Here is a 17,591-nt window from a genome sequence, read left to right on the forward strand (position 1 = left end):
AGCGCGCAGGCCGTACGGCAGTCGCGCGTCCGCAGCGGTGAGGAAGCGTCGGGGGTTGCGTGTCAGAGTCTCGTTGGGTACCCGGGCTCCGCTTCGGGCCCGAGTTCGACCCCGAACAGTACGAACTGCTGGAGTTCCACCACCGGGGCGGAGAGGCCGAGGTGTGGCGGGCGGTGCGCACCGGGCACAACGGGATCAAGGAACTCGTCGCCGCGAAGATCATGCTGGAGCGCGACCCGTCCGAGGTGCGGCGCTGGCTCGGCCGCTGGGACGACGTCTCGCACAACGCCCACCGGCTCGGCATCACCGACCTGGTGGTGCCCAGCTTCCTGCTCGGCCCCTCCCCGCACCGGCCCGGCGCGGTGCCCTCCGGCGGGCTGCTCGGCTACCAGATCTCGCCCTGGGTCGACGGCGTGCCGCTGCACACCTGGGCCCGCAGCCAGCGCGGCGGTCCGGCCGCGGTGGCCGAGGTGCTGGCCCGGCTGTGCCGGATCGTCGACGAGCTGCACCGCAAGCGCTGGGTGCACCGCGACATCTCCCCCGCCAACGTGCTGGTGGACGGTCAGGGCCTGGTCAAGCTGATCGACCTGACCTTCCTCGCCCCGCTCGACCACACCCTGACCGTCGCGGTGTTCACCCCCGGGCACGTACCGCCGGAGGCCGAGCAGGTCGGCGGCTTCCCCACCACCGCCAAGGACCTCTTCGCGGTCGGCACCCTCGCCCGCACCCTGCTGCTGCCCGACCACGGCCGGCTCGACCACCGACTCGCCGCCGAACAGGCCCGCGCCGAACTGCTGGCGGCCGGCTACGGCGAGGAACTGGCCCGCTGGGCCTGCGAACCGCTCGCCCGCGAGCCCGACCGGCGCCCCGCCCCGCTCGGCCCCTGGGCCGCCCGCGGCCGCGAACTGCTGCGCGCCCACCGCCCGGTGGCACGCACCGCGGGCCTGGCCGTACTCCCGGACCGGGCCGGCCGGCCGCTGGTGGTCACGGCCGGCGCCGACGGCACCGCGCTGGCCGGACCCGGACGCATCGGCCAGCGGCTGCCCGCCGGCCAGGGGCCCGGTGCGGTACGGGAGTTGGCGGCGGGCTGGGCCGGGCGCCAGGGCGAGCTGGTGGTCTGCGCCGAGGACCGCTCCGGCACCCTGTGGGTCGGCACCGCGGCCGGCTGGTGGGAGGCCGCCCGCGGGGTCAGCGGCCTGGCCGGGGCGGTCGGCGCGGCCGGGGAGCTGACCGTCTGGACCGCCGCCGCCGGCGCCCTGCGCTCCTACCGCTGGGCCCCCGGCCTCACCCTCACCGGCCAGGAACACCCCGGCTGCCCCGCCGACCGGGTGCTCGCCGCCGAGGAGGAACGGCCCGGCGCCTGGCTGGTCCTGGTCGAGCACCGCGACCGCGTGCTCAGCTGGCGGCCGGGCTCCGGCGAACCACCCGTCCCGCTCGGCCCGCCCGGCACCCTGCGCGCCGGGGCGCTGGCCCGCGCCTCCGCCGGACCGCAGGCCGCCACCCTGCGGACGGACGGCTCCGCCCAGCTGCACACCCTGGGCGCGGCGACGCCCGGCACCGAGATCGGCGACGGGGAGCCCTCGCTCGGCATCGCCATGGTCGGCCACCGCGGCGGCCCCACCGTCGCCCTGGCGGGCGCAGGCGGCGTACGGCTGCGCCTGCCGGCCGGCGGGGCCTCCCGGCGTCCGCGCTGGTGGCGGCCGACGCTGCGCCCCGCCACCCGGGTCGCCCTCGCCATGGGGGACGACTGGCGGCTGTGCCTGGCGGCGGTGGTGGAGGGCGAGTTGCAGGTCTGGCAGGAGGACGCGGCCTACCGCTGGCAGGCGGTGGAGCTGCCGGAGGGGCCGTAGGGCCCGCCTTCAACTCCCGCCCGCCCGGAGGCCGGTGCGAGAGCACACCGGGCTCAGCCAAGGGCGGCGACCAGCAGGGCGAAGGCGGCGATGATGACGGCGACGCGGGCGTAGTGGTAGCGGTCCCAGCGCGCGCTCTGCTCCTTCCAGTCCGCGGGCCGGTTCTCGGGGGTCCACGTCTTGCTCCGGTTGTTGATCGGGACGAGCAGCAGGACCGACATGAGCACGCTGACGATCAGCAGCCCGCCGGCGGTGACGACCAGGCCCGCGCCGTGGTGGTGCCACCCGGCGACGGCCCAGATCGCGGCGAGGACGAGCGAGGAGATGTACCAGACCGGCATCACCGCGCCGAGCATCCGGCCCCCGTGGGAGCGGGCGAGTTGGCCGCTGTCCTCGGGGAGCGCACTGAAGATCCGGTTCATGAAGAAGGCGACGGAGAACTCCACCCCCACCATCACGCCGACGACCACGGTGGTGAAGACCTGGAGTGCGTTGAGCATGATGACCCCTCCTGGGATCTAGCGCTGCTAGCTGATGATGCAACGCTAGACCTACTGTCGCTCGCTTGTCTAGCGCTGCTAGGATCGAATCATGTCCGTACAAGAACGCAAGCAGCGCGAACGGGCGGAGCGCGAACGCCTCATCGTGGCGACGGCCCGCGAACTCGCCGAGCAGCAGGGCTGGGACGCGGTCACCACCCGCCGCCTCGCCGAGCGCATCGAATACAGCCAGCCCGTCCTCTACAGCCACTTCCGCGGCAAACGGGAGATCATCGGCGCCGTCGCCCTCGAAGGCGCCACCGAGATGGCCGCGGCCATGCGGGCCGCGACCCGCACCACGGACGACCCCCGCACCCGGGTCGCCGCCCTCGCCCGCAGCTACCTCGACTTCGCCGCCCGCAACCCGGCGGTCTACGACGCCCTCTTCCAGCTCGACGGCGGCCTGGCCTTCGCACAGGAGGAGACCCCCGAACCGCTGAAGGACGCCTTCGCCGCCCTGCTGGAAAGCCTTGGCGAGGTGGCCGGCGACGGCGTCCACCCGGGACTGTTCACCGAGGTGTTCTGGGCCGCCCTGCACGGAGTGGCCACCCTGACCCGGGCCCGACGCCTCCCCCCGGAGGACACCGAACGCAGGGTGGAACTGCTGGTGGACCGGCTCGCCGTCCTCTGACGCCCCGCCTCCGCCCGGCCTGCGGTCGACGCACCGTCGACCGCGAGCCAGGGGCACCACCACGCCCCTGGGCCGCGCTCGTCGAAGCCGCCCCGGCCGCCGACGGCGCGTGGACCCGCACCGGCAAACGACCCCGTACGAACCGCGAGCACCCGCCGTACGAACTGGGCTCACTCCCCCGGCAGCAGGTGCACCGGCCCCGCGGCGGCCAGATAGGCCTCGCCGCCCACCGGCCACGGGCGGTCGGCCGAGACGATCAGCACCTCGGGCAACCCCGGTGCCCCGGGCCGGAGTTCGACCCGGTGGTCATGGCCCCGGAAGTCGCTCCCGAGCACCTTCGCCGGGACGGCGCCCGCCACCGGCCCGGCGGTGAGCCGCAGTTGGCCCGGCCGGAGCAGCGCGAGCGCACCGCCCGAGTCAACCGCGGGGCCGGCCAGCGGAAGGGCGCCCAGGGCGGTCAGCGCCTCGACTCCCCTGGCCTCGGCCGGAATCAGGTTCGCCTCGCCCAGCACACCCGCGACGGCGGCGTCGGCCGGGCGGTGGTACAGCTCCTCGGGACTGCCCGCCTGGGCGATCCGGCCGTCGCGCAGGACGGCGACGGTGTCGGCGAAGGCCAGCGCCTCGTCCTGGTCGTGGGTGACCAGCACCGCCGTGGTGCCGGACTGCCGCAGGGCGGCGGCGACTTCGCGGCGCAGGTCGGCCCGCAGGGCCGCGTCCAGGGCGGCGAACGGTTCGTCGAGCAGCAGCAGGCGCGGGCGGGGCGCCAACGCCCGTGCCAGGGCGACGCGTTGCTGCTGGCCGCCGGAGAGCTGGTGCGGGCGGCGCTCCCCCAGGCCGGGCAGGCCGACCAGGTCGAGCAGTTCCGCGACCCGGGCGCGGCGCTGCGAACGGGGCAGTCCGAAGCCGATGTTGGCAGCGACGCTGAGGTGCGGGAAGAGCGCGCCGTCCTGCGGGACGAGGCCGATGCCCCGCTGTTCGGCGGGCAGCCTGCCGCGGCCGTCGTCGAGGACGCGGCCGTGCAGCACGACCTGCCCGGCGGCGGCCGGGTGGAAGCCGGCCAGCACCCGCAGCAGGGTGGACTTACCGCAGCCGGAGGGCCCGAGGACGCAGGCGAGCGCGCCGTCCGGCACGGTCAGGTCGATGCCGTGCAGGACGGGGCTGCGTCCGTGGGCGGCGTGCAGGTCGACGACGGAGAGTCCGGTCATCGGGGGCTCCCTGGGCTACGGCGGGTGAGCAGCAGGACGGAGGGGACGGACAGCGCCACCATCAGGGCCGCGTACGGCGCCGCCGCCCCGTAGGCGAGGCCACTGGTGTAGACCCAGAACTGGGTGGCCAGGGTCTGGGTGCCGGTGGGGCGCAGCAGCAGGGTGGCGGTGAGTTCGGTGGAGGCGGTGAGGCCGACCATGGCGACGGCGGCGCCGAGGCCGGGCAGCACCAGCGGCAGGGTGACCCGGCAGAGGACGGCGAGCGGCCGGGTGCCGAGCGAGCGGGCGGCCTCCTCGACGCCGGGCGGCACCTGGGCGAGGGCGGCGCGGACGGCGGTGAGGGCCAGCGGGAAGAACAGCAGGACGTACCCCAGGACCAGCATCGGCGGCTGCTGGTACAGGGGCCGGGCCCAGCGGACGGCGAAGAAGACCACCGCGAGGGCGACGGCGATGCCGGGCAGCGCTCGGGTGAGGTAGGCGATCCGCTCGACGGCGCGGGCGGGCCGGGTGCCGCGCCGCCAGCCGTACAGGGCGACGGGGAGGGCGGCGGCCGTGGCGACGACGGCGGCGCCGAGCGCGTACCCGAGGGTGGCCAGGGTGGCGCCGAGCACGGAGGCGGAGGGCAGGGTGGTGGAACTGCCCTTGACCAGCCAGTACGCCAGCGCGTACAGCGGCACCCCGAGCGAGACGCCGACCAGCGCGGCCAGCGCGCCGAGCGCGGGGGCGGTCCAGCCGCCGAGCCGCACCGGCACGGCCGGGCGGGCCAGGGCGCCGTGCCGGGTGGTGCGCGCCCGGCGGCCGGCCCAGGCCTCCAGGGCGACCAGCAGCAGGGCGAGCCCGACCAGCACCAGGGTGAGCAGCGAGGCGGAGGCCGCGTCGAAGCCGAGCTTGTACTGGGTGAACACGGCGGTGGCGAAGGTGGTGTAGCGCAGCATCGCGAAGGCGCCGTACTCGCCGAGCAGGTAGAGCGAGACCAGCAGGACGCCGCCGGCCAGGGCGGGCCGGGTGAGCGGCAGGGTGACCCGCCACAGGGTGGCGAGCCGGCCGCGGCCGAGCGAGCGGGAGACCTCCTCGGCGGCGGCGTCGCCGTGCCGCAGCGCGGCCGCGACCGGCAGGAACACCAGTGGGTAGAGCGAGCAGGTCATCACCAGGACGGCGCCCCAGTAGCCGTGGACGGAGCGGAACAGCGAGACCCAGGAGTAGCCGCGGACGAACTCCGGTACGGCGAGCGGCAGGGCGAGCGCGACGGTCCAGGCCCGGCGGCCGGGCAGGGTGGTGCGCTCGACCAGGTAGGCGGCGCCGAAGCCGAGGACGGCGGTGGCGAGGGTGACGGCGGCGGTCAGGCCGAGGGTGTGCCCGAGCAGGGTGGCGATCAGCGGGCGGCCGAGCAGCCGCCGGGTCTGGTCCCAACCGGCCTGCGCGGCCTGGGCGGTGACGAAGCCGAGCGGCGCGGCGACCACCGCGACCACCGCGACGGCGACGGGGGCGAGCAGGCCGCCGGCCCGCCACCGCCGCCGGGGCAGGGGGGTCGTCACTGGAGCAGTCCGGCGTCCTGCAGCAGGGCCAGGGCCTGCTTGCCGTCGCCGAGCTGGGCCGGGTCGGCGACGGTGCCGATGCCGTCCAGGGCGGGCAGTTCGGGCTTGCCCTTCACGCCGTCGACCAGCGGGTACTCGTAGCTCGCGGAGTTCGCGATGACGGTCTGGGCCGGGGCGGAGGCGAGGTAGCCGAGGAAGGCCTGGGCGGCGGCCTGGTGCTTGCCGTGGCCGAGGACGGCGGCGCCGGAGACGTCGATCAGCGAGCCCGGGTCGCCCTTGGGGAAGTAGTGCAGGGTCGCGTGGGTCTCGGCCGCGCCCTTCTCGTCGCGCATCCGGTAGAAGTAGTAGTGGTCGATGACGCCGCCCTCGACCTCGCCGCTGTTGATGGCGGCGGAGAGGGTCTCGTTGCTGTCGTAGACCTTGGCGTTGTCCTTGAGGCCCTTGAGCCACTGCTTGGCGGCGTCCTCGCCCTTGGCCTTGAGGACCTGGGTGACGACCGGGGCGAAGTCGGTCTCGCCGGGGGCGATGCCCAGGCGCCCCTTCCACTCGGGCTTGGCCAGGTCGAGCACGGAGGCGGGCGGCGCGGTGTCGGCGCCCTTGCCGGTGGCGGCGAGGAAGGCGGCGCTGCGGGCGGAGACGCCGACCCAGTCGCCCTTGCCCGAACTGTCGTTGGCCGGCACGGACTTGAGGGTGTCGGGGGCGACCTTGGCGAGCAGGCCCTTGTCGCCGAGGACGGTGAGCGCGGGCGGGTTCTCGGCGTAGAAGACGTCGGCCGGGGAGGCGTCGCCCTCCTGGAGGATCTGGTTGGCCAGCTCGGCCTCGTCGCCGGAGCGCAGCTCGACCTTGATGCCGGTGCGCTTGGTGAAGTCCTCGGTCAGCGCCTTGACGGTCTGCTCGTGCTGCCCGCTGTAGACGGTGATGGTCTGGCCCGCCGCGGCGGTGGCGCCGTCCGTGCCCCCCGTCCCGCCGGAGCTGCCGCAGGCGGTGAGGGCGAGGGCGCAGACGGCGACGAGGGACAGGCCGGCCAGCGGCCGCACGGTACCGGGCATGGTGAGGGTCCTCCGGAAGGGCAGGGAACAGCCGCCGGAGCCCTCGGAAAGCGAGGGTCGGCGGCCTGACGGCACGAGAACCTAAGGCAGGAAAGGCTTGCCTAACAAGTGTCGGAGCGTCACATCTCGGCCCGGTCGCGGCGGGTTAGGACTTCGGTGAGCGGACTCCCAAGTACGGGCAAAACGACCGCCAAGCACTGGTCATCACCGGCAAGTGCGGACGAACCGGATCCTCGGCGCCCCGCGCCCGCCATCACGGTGGGTAGCGCCCGTACGGTGGCCGGAGCGGCGCCCCTACGGAGGGCCGGAGCAGCGCCCGTACGGGCGAGGGCCCCGGAACCGGTCAGCGGTTCCGGGGCCTCGGGGCCATCTCGTGGCCTGCGGCGGGAGCTCAGCGGAAGCGGCGCAGCCGGAGGCTGTTGCCGACCACGAAGACCGAGGAGAAGGCCATGGCCGCCCCCGCGATCATCGGGTTGAGCAGGCCCGCGGCCGCCAGCGGCAGGGCGGCGACGTTGTAGCCGAAGGCCCAGAACAGGTTGCTCTTGATGGTGCCGAGGGTCCTGCGGCTGAGCCGGATGGCGTCGGCGGCGGCCAGCAGGTCGCCGCGGACCAGGGTGAGGTCGCCCGCCTCGATCGCGGCGTCCGTCCCGGTGCCCATCGCCAGGCCCAGGTCGGCCTGGGCGAGCGCGGCCGCGTCGTTGACGCCGTCCCCGACCATCGCCACGACCCTGCCCTCGGCCTGCAGCCGCTTGACGGTGTCGACCTTGTCCTGCGGCATGACCTCGGCGATCACGTGCTCCGGTGCGATGCCGAGCTCGGCGGCGACCGCCTCGGCGACCAGCCTGTTGTCGCCGGTCAGCAGCACCGGGGTCAGGCCCAGGGCCCGCAGCTTCGTGATGGCCTCGGCGCTGGTCGGCTTGACCGCGTCCGCCACCTCCAGGACGGCCCGGGCCTCGCCGTCCCAGCCGACCGCGATCGCGGTGCGGCCGGCCGACTCGGCGGTGCGCTTGGCCTCGGCGAGGGCCTCCGGCAGGTACTGCGACCACTCGTTGAGCAGCGCCTCCCGGCCGGCCAGCACCGCGTGGCCGTCCACCACGCCCTGGACGCCCAGGCCGGGCACGTTCTCGAAGCCCTCGACGGCGGGCAGTTCACCGGCCTTGGCGGCGGCGGTGGCGATCGCCCGGGCGATCGGGTGCTCGGAGGCATGCTCCAGGGCGCCGGCCAGGCGGAGCACCTCGGCCTCGGTGACGCCCGCGGCGGTGTGCACGGCGAGCAGGGTCATCCGGCCGGTGGTGACGGTGCCGGTCTTGTCCAGGACGATGGTGTCGACCTTACGGGTGGACTCCAGCACCTCGGGGCCCTTGATCAGTACGCCCAGTTGGGCGCCGCGGCCGGTGCCGACCAGCAGGGCGGTCGGGGTGGCCAGGCCCAGGGCGCACGGGCAGGCGATGATCAGCACGGCCACGGCGGCGGTGAAGGCGGCGGTCCAGCCCTCGCCGGTGCCCAGCCAGTAGCCGAGGGTGGCCACCGCCAGGGTGATCACGATCGGCACGAAGACCGCGGAGATCCGGTCGGCGAGGCGCTGGGCGGCGGCCTTGCCGTTCTGGGCCTCCTCGACCAGCTTGGCCATCCGGGCGAGCTGGGTGTCCGCGCCGACCCTGGTGGCCTCGACCACCAGCCGGCCGCCCGCGTTGACGGTCGCACCGGTGACGGAGCCCCCGACCCCGACCTCGACCGGGACGGACTCGCCGGTGAGCATCGAGGCGTCCACGGCGGAACTGCCCTCGACCACGGTGCCGTCGGTGGCGATCTTCTCGCCGGGCCGCACCACGAACCGGTCCCCCACCGCGAGTTCGGCGATCGGGATCCGCACCTCGGCTCCGCCGCGCAGCACCGTCACGTCCTTGGCGCCCAGTTCCAGCAGCGCCTTGAGGGCGGCTCCGGCGGTGCGCTTGGAGCGGGCCTCGAAGTAGCGCCCGGCCAGGATGAAGGCGGTGACGCCGGCCGCCGCCTCCAGGTAGATGTTCGAGGCGCCGTCGCTGCGGGCGATGGTGAACTCGAAGCCGTGCCGCATGCCCGGCATCCCCGCGTCGCCGAAGAACAGCGCCCACAGCGACCACAGGAACGCGGCGCCCGTACCGAGCGAGACCAGGGTGTCCATGGTCGCGGCGCCGTGCCGGGCGTTGGTCCAGGCGGCGCGGTGGAACGGCCAGGCGGCGTAGGTGACGACCGGGGCGGTGAGGGTGAGCGAGAGCCACTGCCAGTTGTCGAACTGCAGGGCCGGCACCATCGCCATCGCGATCACCGGGACGGCCAGGGCGACGGCGGTGAACAACCGCTGGCGCAGCGGCGCCAGTCCGTCGGCGGGCTCGCCCGGCTCGGCGCCCTCGCCACCGGCGGCGGCCGGGGGCGTGGGCAGCGCGGCGGTGTAGCCGGTGGCCTCGACGGTGGCGATCAGGTCGGCCACCTCGACCTCGCCCTCGAAGGAGACCTTCGCCTTCTCGGTGGCGTAGTTGACGCTGGCCGAGACGCCGTCCATCCGGTTGAGCTTCTTCTCGATCCGGGCGGCGCACGAGGCGCACGTCATTCCGCCGATCGAGAGTTCCACCTCCGTGGAGGCGGGTGCCTGGGTGGTCATCGTTGCTCCTGGTGACTGTCGCTGCTTCGAGGTACGTGCGAGGTACGGGTGCGGCCGGGCCGTCATACCCTCTGGGGGTATCGGGCGGTGCCGGGTTCATTTATACCCCTGGGGGGTACCGAGGGCAAGCCCCGGCCGATACCCCAGGCCGGTATTTTCCTGAGGCGGGGACCGCTTGACGTGATACCCCCACGGGGTATTCACTCATGGCACTGCCCGCCGGAACCCGGAACGTCCCAGGAGACCGCCGTGAACACCGCCCTGCGCATCACCGCCTTCACCGCCGGCCTCGCCGCCGTCTTCGGCCTCGCCCTCGGCGTCGGCCACGCGACCGGCACCGGCCCCGCCGGGCCCAGGCCCGCCACCGGACACGCCGCCCACAGCGGACCCGACACCGGACACGACTCAGGGAGCGGGGCAGCCGCCGCCGAACACCTCCCCGGCGGGCTCCAGGTCTCCGAGCGCGGCTACACCCTCAGCGTCGACAGCCCCTTCGTCACCGCCGGCTCCCCCACCGACCTGCGCTTCCGCATCCTCGGCACGGACGGCAGGCCCGTCACCGCCTACCAGCAGGAGCACGAGAAGGAACTCCACCTGATCGTCGCCCCGCGCGACCTCTCCACCTTCCAGCACCTGCACCCCAGCCTCGGCGCCGACGGCACCTGGAGCGCCACCGCCGCCGTCCCCGCCGCCGGCGAGTACCGGGTCTTCGCCGACTTCACCCCGGCCGGAGCCGACGAGGGCCTCACCCTCGGCGCCGACCTCCACGCCGCCGGCGACCTGCGCCCCGCCCCGCTGCCCGACACCGGCCGCACCGTCACCGTCGACGGCTACACCGTCACCCTCGGCGGCGACCTCGCCCCCGACCGCAGCAGCCACCTCACCCTGACCATCAGCAAGGACGGCACCCCGGTCACCGACCTCCAGCCCTACCTCGGCGCCTACGGCCACCTGGTCGCCCTGCGCGCCGGCGACCTCGCCTACCTCCACGTCCACCCGGACACCACCACGCCCGGCCCCGGCATCGGCTTCACCACCACCGCCCCGAGCGGCGGCAGCTACCGGCTCTTCCTGGACTTCCAGCACCAGGGCACCGTCCACACCGCCGCCTTCACCGTCACCACGGGCGACCACCAGCACTGAGGAGGAGGTCCTGGGGGCGCCGACGCCCTCGAAGCGGGATGAGGCAGGCCGGGGTGCCGGGCGATCCGCGGGGGATCGCCCGGCACCTTCGTCGTCCTCGTCGTCTTCGTCGTCCTCGTCGTCTTCGTCGTCCAGGGAACCCCGCCGGACCGGCGCTCGTCTTCCCCGACGACGCGTGGACGGCTTCGTCACCGCAGTCACGACCAACGAACTCCCCACCACCTGAACATGCCTGAACGGCCGGCGAACGGTAGGTAGCACTCGATGCAGACCACAGATCCCACCGAAGCCCGCATCGACGATGCGGGCAACGTGCTGGTTGCGCCCTCGACGGCGCAGCGCATCGACTTCTTCGGGGCAGTGATCGCGCCCGAAGACCTCGCCTCCACCGACCTCGCGCAGAAGACGGTCTATCTCTGTGGCGACCTGGCCACGCTCGACACCAGCCAACTCGACTCGGCCGCCCGCGTCTTCGTCGTCCGGGAGCTCGCGCAGAACCACTCCGACGCCCCCTGGCCCCTGGTCGGCCTCGGCCGGGTCCCGATCCGCGTCCACGGCGCCGGCGTCTACTACCCCCGCTTCTTCGAGCCCGAGGCCGACCACTTCCACCGGATCCGCGCCGAGCACACCTTCCAGTCGCTGACGGAGTCAACCAAGCCCGGTTCGGCCCACCGCAGCGGGATCTACCTCACCCCCGTCACCCGCGACGGCGACGAGCTGCGCTTCCGCCTGCTGCGCTGCTCCACCAACCTGTCCGGCCCGACGGAGAACTTCGGCCCGACGGACACCGACATCGTCGACGCCCTGAACCGCGAGGCCGCCACCGTCTTCCGCGACCACGCACCGCTGAACCACGTCCTCGCGCAGACCTACCACAACACCCTGGCCACGCCCGAGCGCAAGCAGTCCAAGGCCAAGATCTCCTCCCACGCCGACAAGACCAAGGACATGCCCGTCAACGGCGTCATGGCCTTCTGCACCTTCTACGACGGCCTGGACAAGCTCCAGCCCCTCCCCGGCGACCCCTTCGACTACGGCACGAAGAACTCCAGCGCGCTGACCAGCCTCCGCTTCCGCCTCAAGGACTCGGCCGCGGAACAGTACGGCCACGCGCTCCCCCGGCAGTTCGCCCTGACCCTCCACCCCGGGTCGGTGTTCTTCATGCCGCTGTCCACCAACCGCCTCTACACCCACGAGATCCGCCCCTCGGCGCTGGACGCCGAGCTGCTGCCGACCCGCCTGGGCTACGTGGTGCGCTGCTCGAAGACCGAGGCCGTGCACCGCGACGGCCGGACCTTCCTCACCTCGGCCGGCGGCCTGGTGGAGCTGGAGCCGCCCACCGAGGCCGGCATGGAGGAGCTGCGCAGGCGGTACGCCGAGGAGAACAGGTCCTCGGCCTTCGTCGACTACGGCGACCAGTTCCTGTTCAGCATGAACGCGGGAGACTACCGTGCCCCGCGTGCCTAGCATCTCGGACGAGATCCGCTCCTACGCCCTGCCCGCCGAGCCGGGCCTCTTCGCGGAACTGTCCGCATCGGCCGACCTGGAGGACCTCGGGAAGGGCCGCCGGGGCACCACGCTCACCCGGCCCGACCGGACGGGCGGTGTGCCCCTCGTCCGCACCACCACCCGGTACGCCGCCCCGGCGCAGCGCTTCCGCCCCGTCCACGAACGTCTGGCGCAGCGGATCCAGGAGCGCGCCGGGCTTCCGCTCGCCTTCGACAACGCCCTGTTCGAGAGCTACACCAACGCCTACACGACCATGGGCGCCCACTCCGACCAGGCCCTCGACCTGGCCGAGGGCTCGTACATCGCCGTCTTCTCCTGCTACCGCGACCCCGACGCGGGCCCGCCGAGGAAGCTGGTCGTCGAGTCGAAGGAGCCGGACGGCGAGAGGTACGAAGTCCCCCTCGCCCACGACACCTTCGTCGTCTTCTCCGTCGAGTCGAACCGGCGGCTCAGGCACAGGATCGTCCTGGAGAAGCCCGTCCCCGCAGCGGACAACGTCTGGCTGGGCCTGACCTTCCGCACCTCGAAGACCCTCGTGCGGTTCCGCGACGGGCACCCGTACCTCCCGGAGGGTGCCCGCCTCACCTCGGCCGACGAGGAGCAGCGACGCGAGTTCTACCGGCTCCGACGCCGCGAGAACCAGGAGACGGACTTCAGCTACCCCCCGCTGACCTACACCGTCAGCGAGAGCGACCTGCTGCCGCCCGTCTGACCCTGACCGGCGCTGCGCGAGAAGTCGGCCCGTCCGACTTCTCGCGCAGGCAGCCTCAGTGATGCTCGTGTCCCATGTGTCCCAGGTGTCCCTCCGCCTCCGGCGCCCCGCCCATCATCCGCAGCATCGCCCGCCCGCCGGTGCGGAAGAAGCGGACCAGCAGCGCCGCCGCCAGCAGCAGGAAGGCGATGTTGAGCCAGGTGGTGTAGTTCCACTCCACGCCCGACATCGGGATCTCGGCGTCCCGCTGGTCCGGCACCAGCCCCAGCCCGCCGAACAGGAGCTCCACCAGGTACCCGGCCGCCACCATCGCCGCGTAGAACGTCCCGAGCAGGAAGAGCGCCGTCCGCACCCCGTAGTACTTCCGGTAGATGTTCAGGATCGGCAGGATCAGCAGGTCCGCGAAGATGAACGCGACCACCCCGCCGAAGCTGATCCCGCCCTTCCACAGCACCACCGCCAGCGGCACGTTGCCGATCGAGCAGACGAAGGACGCGATCGCCACCAGTGGTCCGACCAGCGGTCCCCAGAGCTTCCCGGCCAGCGGGTGGTCGGCGAAGAAGAAGGCCTGCCAGAACGAGTCCGGGACCCACGCGGCGATCGCGCCGGCGATCAGCAGCCCGACCACCAGGTCCCGGAGGATCGCGGCCCACTCCATCACGAACACGTGCGACACCGACGTGAGGCCCTGCCGGGACAGCAGCCGCCGGGCGAAGGAGCCCTCCCCCGCGACGGACATGTCCATCGCGGCGTGGCCCTCCATCGAACCCGCCCGCCCGTACGACGCCTGTTCGCGGGCCTCCCGGAGCAGCCGGTCGCGCAGGAAGAGCCGGAACAGCAGGGCGAGCAGCAGGATCATCACCGGCCCGCCGACGAACTCGGCCGCCGTGAACTGCCAGCCCAGCAACAGGGCCAGGATCACGCCGAGTTCGACCACCAGGTTGGTCGAGGCGATCTCGAAGGCCATCGCCGCCGTGAAGTCCGCGCCCTTGCGGAACAGCGAGCGCGCCAGGGCGACCGCCGCGTAGGAGCAGGAGGAGGACGCCGCCCCGAGGGCCGAGGCGACGGCGAGGGTGCGCGGACGGTCGTCGCCGAGCAGTCGCACCACGGTGGACTTGTGGACGACGGCCTGGACGACGGCGGAGAGCAGGAAGCCGAGGACCAGGGCCCAGGTGATCTCCCAGGTCATCGCCCCGGCGATGGCGAGCGCGTGCAGGATCGCGTGCATGGTGGTGGTCCGCCTTCCTCAGTCCCCGTCGGCGAACGTATACCCGTACGGGGTATTCCGCCACCACGGCGCGCCGATCCGCCGCACACCGCCCCCGCGCCCGAGGCCGCCGCCCCCGGTCCCGGGGGTGCGCGGCTCCGCAACCGCGCCTCCCCCGGATGCGTCTATGCTCATCGGTCGTGTTCGTCCGAGCACGGCGAGCGGGCAACTGCAGGAGGGGGAGCGGTCGATGGGGGATCAACCGACCGGCTACACGGTCCATCCCGACGCACTGGACGGCGTGACGGCGGCACTCGGCAACGTCGCGACCGACCTGACGTCGGCGGGCCAGGCCTACACCGCGAAGGCGGTGCACCCGGCCGCCGACTTCGGCGAGTTCGGAGTGGACCAGGCCTGGTCGGGCTTCGACACCAAGTGGGCGCAGGAACTGCAGGTCACCCAGCGGGCCGTGACGGAACTGGTCCAGAAGATGTCGACGACCAGCGCCAACTACCGCGCCGCGGAGACCAAGGTCGCCACCGAGATGACCCCGGCCGGGGCCCGATGAGCAAGGTCGCGGACCTGCAGAAGGCGCAGCAGGCCATCACCCACCCCGGCTCCGGCCTCTTCCTCGGCGTCGAACTGCTCGGCGCGATCGACAAGGCCCTGGCCGTACCGGGGCCGGCCGGGAACCCGGGCACCATCCGCGAGCGGGCCAAGGAGTACGCGGAGACCGCGAAGGCCTACGCCAAGGCGTCCACCGACCTCGGGTCGGTCGCCGACAAGGAGCTGCCGAACGCCTGGACCGGCTCGGTCGCCCAGAACGCCACCCAGTCCATCAAGGCGCTGGCGAGCGAACTGACCGTCTCCCAGAAGACCCTGGAGCAGGCGTCCACCCAGCTGAACGCCTGGGCGGACGCCCTGGAAGCGGCCCGGAACACCGACGCCCAGGGCATCACCGCGCTGGAGAACATCCAGAAGTCGCTCGGCCACGACGCCTTCGACGTGGGCAAGGCCATCGCCGCCATCGATCCCGCCAACACCGCCGTGGGCACCCGGATCGCCGCCGCCCAGGCGGCGGAGAGCAGCGGCACCCGCACCGCGAGCCTGCTCAACCAGCTCGCCGCCAAGGCCCGTACCGAGCGGGCGGGGCAAGGGACGGTCGACCCGCTCGCGGCGCTGGTCATGGCCAACGAGAAGGGGCCCGGCGGCAACGAGGACGGCGACTACATCCTCAGCGCCAACCAGCTCGACCGCGCCGAACAGGCCCTGTCCGTGATGGGCGGCGCCGACCAACTCGCCTTCCAGCAGCTGGTGTCCGGCGCCAAGTCACCCGAGGAGGCCGCCTACCTCTGGAAGGCCCTGGCCGCCGGCCACTCGATCCCGGACATCCAGCAGTTCGCCGCCCAGATCCACCCCCACGGCGACGACCCGGTCTGGCTGTCCGATCACCTCGTCCCGGCCCTCGGCTCGGACCCCGCCCAGCAGGAGTCCACCACGAGCCAGGTGGGGCTCACCTACAAGGGCACCGTGATCCTCGGCAACCGTCAGATCTACGACCAGGGCGGCTACAACGACTGCGTCGCCGCCTCCACCGTGGTCGCGGGCCTCAAGCTCGACCCGGTGACGATGCTCCAGGTCACCACCGGCAACATGCCCGACGTCCCGGGAGCCGACTCGCCCCAGTACTTCCAGCAGCGCCTCCAGCAGCTGTACCTCGGCCAGTACAAGCAGGGCCAGCTGGCCAACGGCAACGAGAAGATCTACCCCGACGACACCGGGGGGATCGGCCCCAAGGGCAACACCTTCCTCGCCGACCAGAACCTCGGCAAGGCCACCGGCTCGACCTACGAGTACGTCAACCTGAGCACCGACGACGACCGGCGCACGGCCGTCGCCCGGATCGAGAAGGCCGTGGACGAGGGCAAGCCGGTGCCGTTCTGCACCACCGGCAAGGCCGGCGCCCACCAGATGGTCATCGTCGCCCGTGACGGCGACCGGCTCCAGGTCTACAACCCGTGGGGCCACTCGGAGTGGGTCACGGAGGACCAGTTCATCCACAGCCAGATGAACGCCGGCGGCATCACCAACAATGAGGAAATGAACACGCCCTACGGCGCGGAGCTGCCGAAATGACCGACATCCTGCCCGACACCGAGCTGATGACCGGCTACGACGTCGAGGCCGCCCTCACCCGCGGCCTGCTGATCGACGGCACCCCGCGCCGGGTGCTCTTCTCCGAGGCCGCGATCGCCGCCTCCTACCAGGCCGAGCGCCTGGGCATCGGCCCCCATCCGCTGTACTTCCTCGCCCAGTACGTCCGGGCCGGCGGCATCGCCGCCGCGCTCGACCTGTCCGAACCGGTGATCGGCCGGGAGCCGGGCGAGCTGGTCCGCGGCTGGCTGCGCGCGGCCGCGGCCGGCGGGGCGGACCTGCGGCGCGACGTCCTGTTCGCCCGCTGGCTGGCCGAGGTCGCACTGCTCATCACCATGCGTCGTCAGGTCCGGGAGGAAGGCCGGTGAGGCGCCGGATCACCACCGCCGTGGTCGCGCTCCTGGCCGCCGCCCTGCTGCTCGTCTCCTACCTCGACGGCTGGTGGTCCGACTCCGACCCGGCCGCCACCACGGCCGCCGACTCGGCCGCCACCCGGCCGCAGCAGGAGCTCTCCCTCCCCGGCGACGGGTGGACCGCCACCTCCCCGTACCCGCCCAGCACGGTGACCCTGGCGGTCGGACAGCGGCTCGGGGTGCGGACGACCGGGGGTGCCCTGTCACACCGCTGGTACCTCGGTGCGGCGGGCGACGGCAAAGTGCTGCGCCCGGGGCCGGACTTCGTCATCACCCCCTGCCCGACGAACCCGCCCGTACCCGGCTGCGCCCCGGAGTTCGACCTGACCTTCGAGGCGCTGACGCCCGGCACCACCACACTGACCTGGCTGTTCGGCCAGGGAGGCTGCGTGGCCGGCGTGCCGAGGTACCCGGCGGAGCGCTGCGACATCTCCAAGAGCGTCCAGGTCACCGTCCGCTGACGCCCGGCTCCTCCCCCGCGGCGGGCCTCCGACACTCCTTCAATTACCCTAGGGGGGTATGGTATGTTCTCCAGCGAAGCAGCCGCCCGGGACACCCCGGAAGGCATCGCGCGCACTGACGACAGGAGCACACCATGAGCGAGACCACCGTCACCGTCGAGCCGTCCGCCGCCGAGGGCTCCTGCTGCGGCTCCTGCGGCACCGGCGCCGCCGCGGCCCCCGCCGCCAGCACCGCCGAGCGCACCGTCCTCCAGGTGACGGGCATGACCTGCGGACACTGCGTCAGCTCGGTGACCGCCGAGCTCAAGAAGGTCACCGGCGTCACCGAGGTCGCGGTCGACCTCGCCACCGGCCGGGTCACCGTCGACAGCACCGCCCCGCTGGCCGACGCCGAGCTCGCCGCCGCCATCGACGAGGCCGGCTACGACCTGGTCGGCCGCCTCGAAGCCTGACGCCCCGTCGGCCCGGACGCCGGCGCCCCGCGCCCCGTCCGGGCCGACTGCCCCCCCCCCCCCCCCCCCGGGTGGGGGGGGGGGGGGGGGGGG

Annotated in this window: 16 protein-coding genes; 10 read left to right on the forward strand and 6 right to left on the reverse strand. The window is 73.4% G+C overall.

Features of this window, described 5'->3' with window-relative positions; genetic code table 11:
- Positions 1-59: 59 nt before the first annotated feature.
- Positions 60-1,850: a hypothetical protein gene (locus AB0F71_RS34490; protein ID WP_360243263.1), complete on the forward strand. Its 1,791-nt coding sequence runs from the start codon at positions 60-62 to the stop codon at positions 1,848-1,850.
- A 53-nt stretch (positions 1,851-1,903) separates the two neighbouring features.
- Here the strand turns inward: AB0F71_RS34490 and AB0F71_RS34495 are convergent, their stop codons facing one another.
- On the reverse strand, positions 1,904-2,350 hold the full coding sequence (locus tag AB0F71_RS34495; RefSeq protein ID WP_360243266.1) for a DUF1772 domain-containing protein: 447 nt from the start codon (positions 2,348-2,350) through the stop codon (positions 1,904-1,906).
- A 91-nt stretch (positions 2,351-2,441) separates the two neighbouring features.
- Here AB0F71_RS34495 and AB0F71_RS34500 point away from each other — a divergent pair, with 91 nt between their 5' ends.
- Positions 2,442-3,020 (forward strand): TetR/AcrR family transcriptional regulator, encoded by a 579-nt coding sequence (locus AB0F71_RS34500; protein ID WP_360243269.1) that lies wholly within the window; start codon positions 2,442-2,444, stop codon positions 3,018-3,020.
- A gap of 170 nt (positions 3,021-3,190) precedes the next feature.
- Here the strand turns inward: AB0F71_RS34500 and AB0F71_RS34505 are convergent, their stop codons facing one another.
- The 4 genes from AB0F71_RS34505 to AB0F71_RS34520 form a co-directional block, all read right to left on the reverse strand.
- Positions 3,191-4,225 carry an ABC transporter ATP-binding protein gene (locus AB0F71_RS34505; RefSeq protein ID WP_360243272.1) on the reverse strand — a complete coding sequence of 345 codons (1,035 nt, stop codon included), beginning with the start codon at positions 4,223-4,225 and terminating at the stop codon, positions 3,191-3,193.
- Positions 4,222-5,760 carry an iron ABC transporter permease gene (locus tag AB0F71_RS34510; protein WP_360243275.1) on the reverse strand — a complete coding sequence of 513 codons (1,539 nt, stop codon included), beginning with the start codon at positions 5,758-5,760 and terminating at the stop codon, positions 4,222-4,224. The genes AB0F71_RS34505 and AB0F71_RS34510 overlap by 4 nt, the downstream gene beginning before the upstream one ends.
- On the reverse strand, positions 5,757-6,809 hold the full coding sequence (locus AB0F71_RS34515) for an iron ABC transporter substrate-binding protein (RefSeq protein WP_360243278.1): 1,053 nt from the start codon (positions 6,807-6,809) through the stop codon (positions 5,757-5,759). The genes AB0F71_RS34510 and AB0F71_RS34515 overlap by 4 nt, the downstream gene beginning before the upstream one ends.
- Positions 6,810-7,200: 391 nt before the next feature.
- A complete protein-coding gene (locus AB0F71_RS34520; RefSeq protein ID WP_360243282.1) occupies positions 7,201-9,447 on the reverse strand; it encodes a heavy metal translocating P-type ATPase in 2,247 nt (748 codons plus the stop codon).
- A 249-nt stretch (positions 9,448-9,696) separates the two neighbouring features.
- Between AB0F71_RS34520 and AB0F71_RS34525 the strand changes: the two genes are divergently transcribed.
- From AB0F71_RS34525 to AB0F71_RS34535, 3 genes are all read left to right on the forward strand, one after another.
- Complete coding sequence (locus AB0F71_RS34525) at positions 9,697-10,590, forward strand: hypothetical protein (protein ID WP_360243285.1); 894 nt, start codon at positions 9,697-9,699, stop codon at positions 10,588-10,590.
- Between the two features lie 264 nt (positions 10,591-10,854).
- Entirely contained in the window at positions 10,855-12,057 is a 1,203-nt protein-coding gene (locus AB0F71_RS34530) for a hypothetical protein (protein WP_360243288.1), read from the forward strand.
- Positions 12,050-12,811, forward strand: coding sequence for a hypothetical protein (locus AB0F71_RS34535; protein WP_360243291.1), 762 nt, complete (start codon positions 12,050-12,052; stop codon positions 12,809-12,811). Before AB0F71_RS34530 ends, AB0F71_RS34535 begins: the two co-directional genes overlap by 8 nt.
- Before the next feature lie 55 nt (positions 12,812-12,866).
- Here AB0F71_RS34535 and AB0F71_RS34540 read toward each other — a convergent pair whose 3' ends face one another.
- Positions 12,867-14,039, reverse strand: coding sequence for a permease (locus AB0F71_RS34540; protein WP_360243293.1), 1,173 nt, complete (start codon positions 14,037-14,039; stop codon positions 12,867-12,869).
- Between the two features lie 229 nt (positions 14,040-14,268).
- Here AB0F71_RS34540 and AB0F71_RS34545 point away from each other — a divergent pair, with 229 nt between their 5' ends.
- The 5 genes from AB0F71_RS34545 (at position 14,269) to AB0F71_RS34565 (ending at position 17,498) form a co-directional block, all read left to right on the forward strand.
- On the forward strand, positions 14,269-14,586 hold the full coding sequence (locus tag AB0F71_RS34545) for a hypothetical protein (protein ID WP_360243296.1): 318 nt from the start codon (positions 14,269-14,271) through the stop codon (positions 14,584-14,586).
- Positions 14,583-16,154, forward strand: coding sequence for a hypothetical protein (locus AB0F71_RS34550; protein WP_360243299.1), 1,572 nt, complete (start codon positions 14,583-14,585; stop codon positions 16,152-16,154). Before AB0F71_RS34545 ends, AB0F71_RS34550 begins: the two co-directional genes overlap by 4 nt.
- On the forward strand, positions 16,151-16,540 hold the full coding sequence (locus AB0F71_RS34555) for a hypothetical protein (protein ID WP_360243302.1): 390 nt from the start codon (positions 16,151-16,153) through the stop codon (positions 16,538-16,540). The genes AB0F71_RS34550 and AB0F71_RS34555 overlap by 4 nt, the downstream gene beginning before the upstream one ends.
- Complete coding sequence (locus AB0F71_RS34560; RefSeq protein WP_360243305.1) at positions 16,537-17,046, forward strand: hypothetical protein; 510 nt, start codon at positions 16,537-16,539, stop codon at positions 17,044-17,046. The genes AB0F71_RS34555 and AB0F71_RS34560 overlap by 4 nt, the downstream gene beginning before the upstream one ends.
- 134 nt (positions 17,047-17,180) lie before the next feature.
- Positions 17,181-17,498, forward strand: a complete 318-nt coding sequence (locus tag AB0F71_RS34565) for a cation transporter (RefSeq protein WP_360243308.1) — start codon at positions 17,181-17,183, stop codon at positions 17,496-17,498.
- The last annotated feature ends 93 nt before the right edge of the window (positions 17,499-17,591 follow it).

The sequence above is a fragment of the Kitasatospora sp. NPDC028055 genome, assembly GCF_040637885.1.
In the GTDB taxonomy this organism is placed as follows: domain Bacteria; phylum Actinomycetota; class Actinomycetes; order Streptomycetales; family Streptomycetaceae; genus Kitasatospora.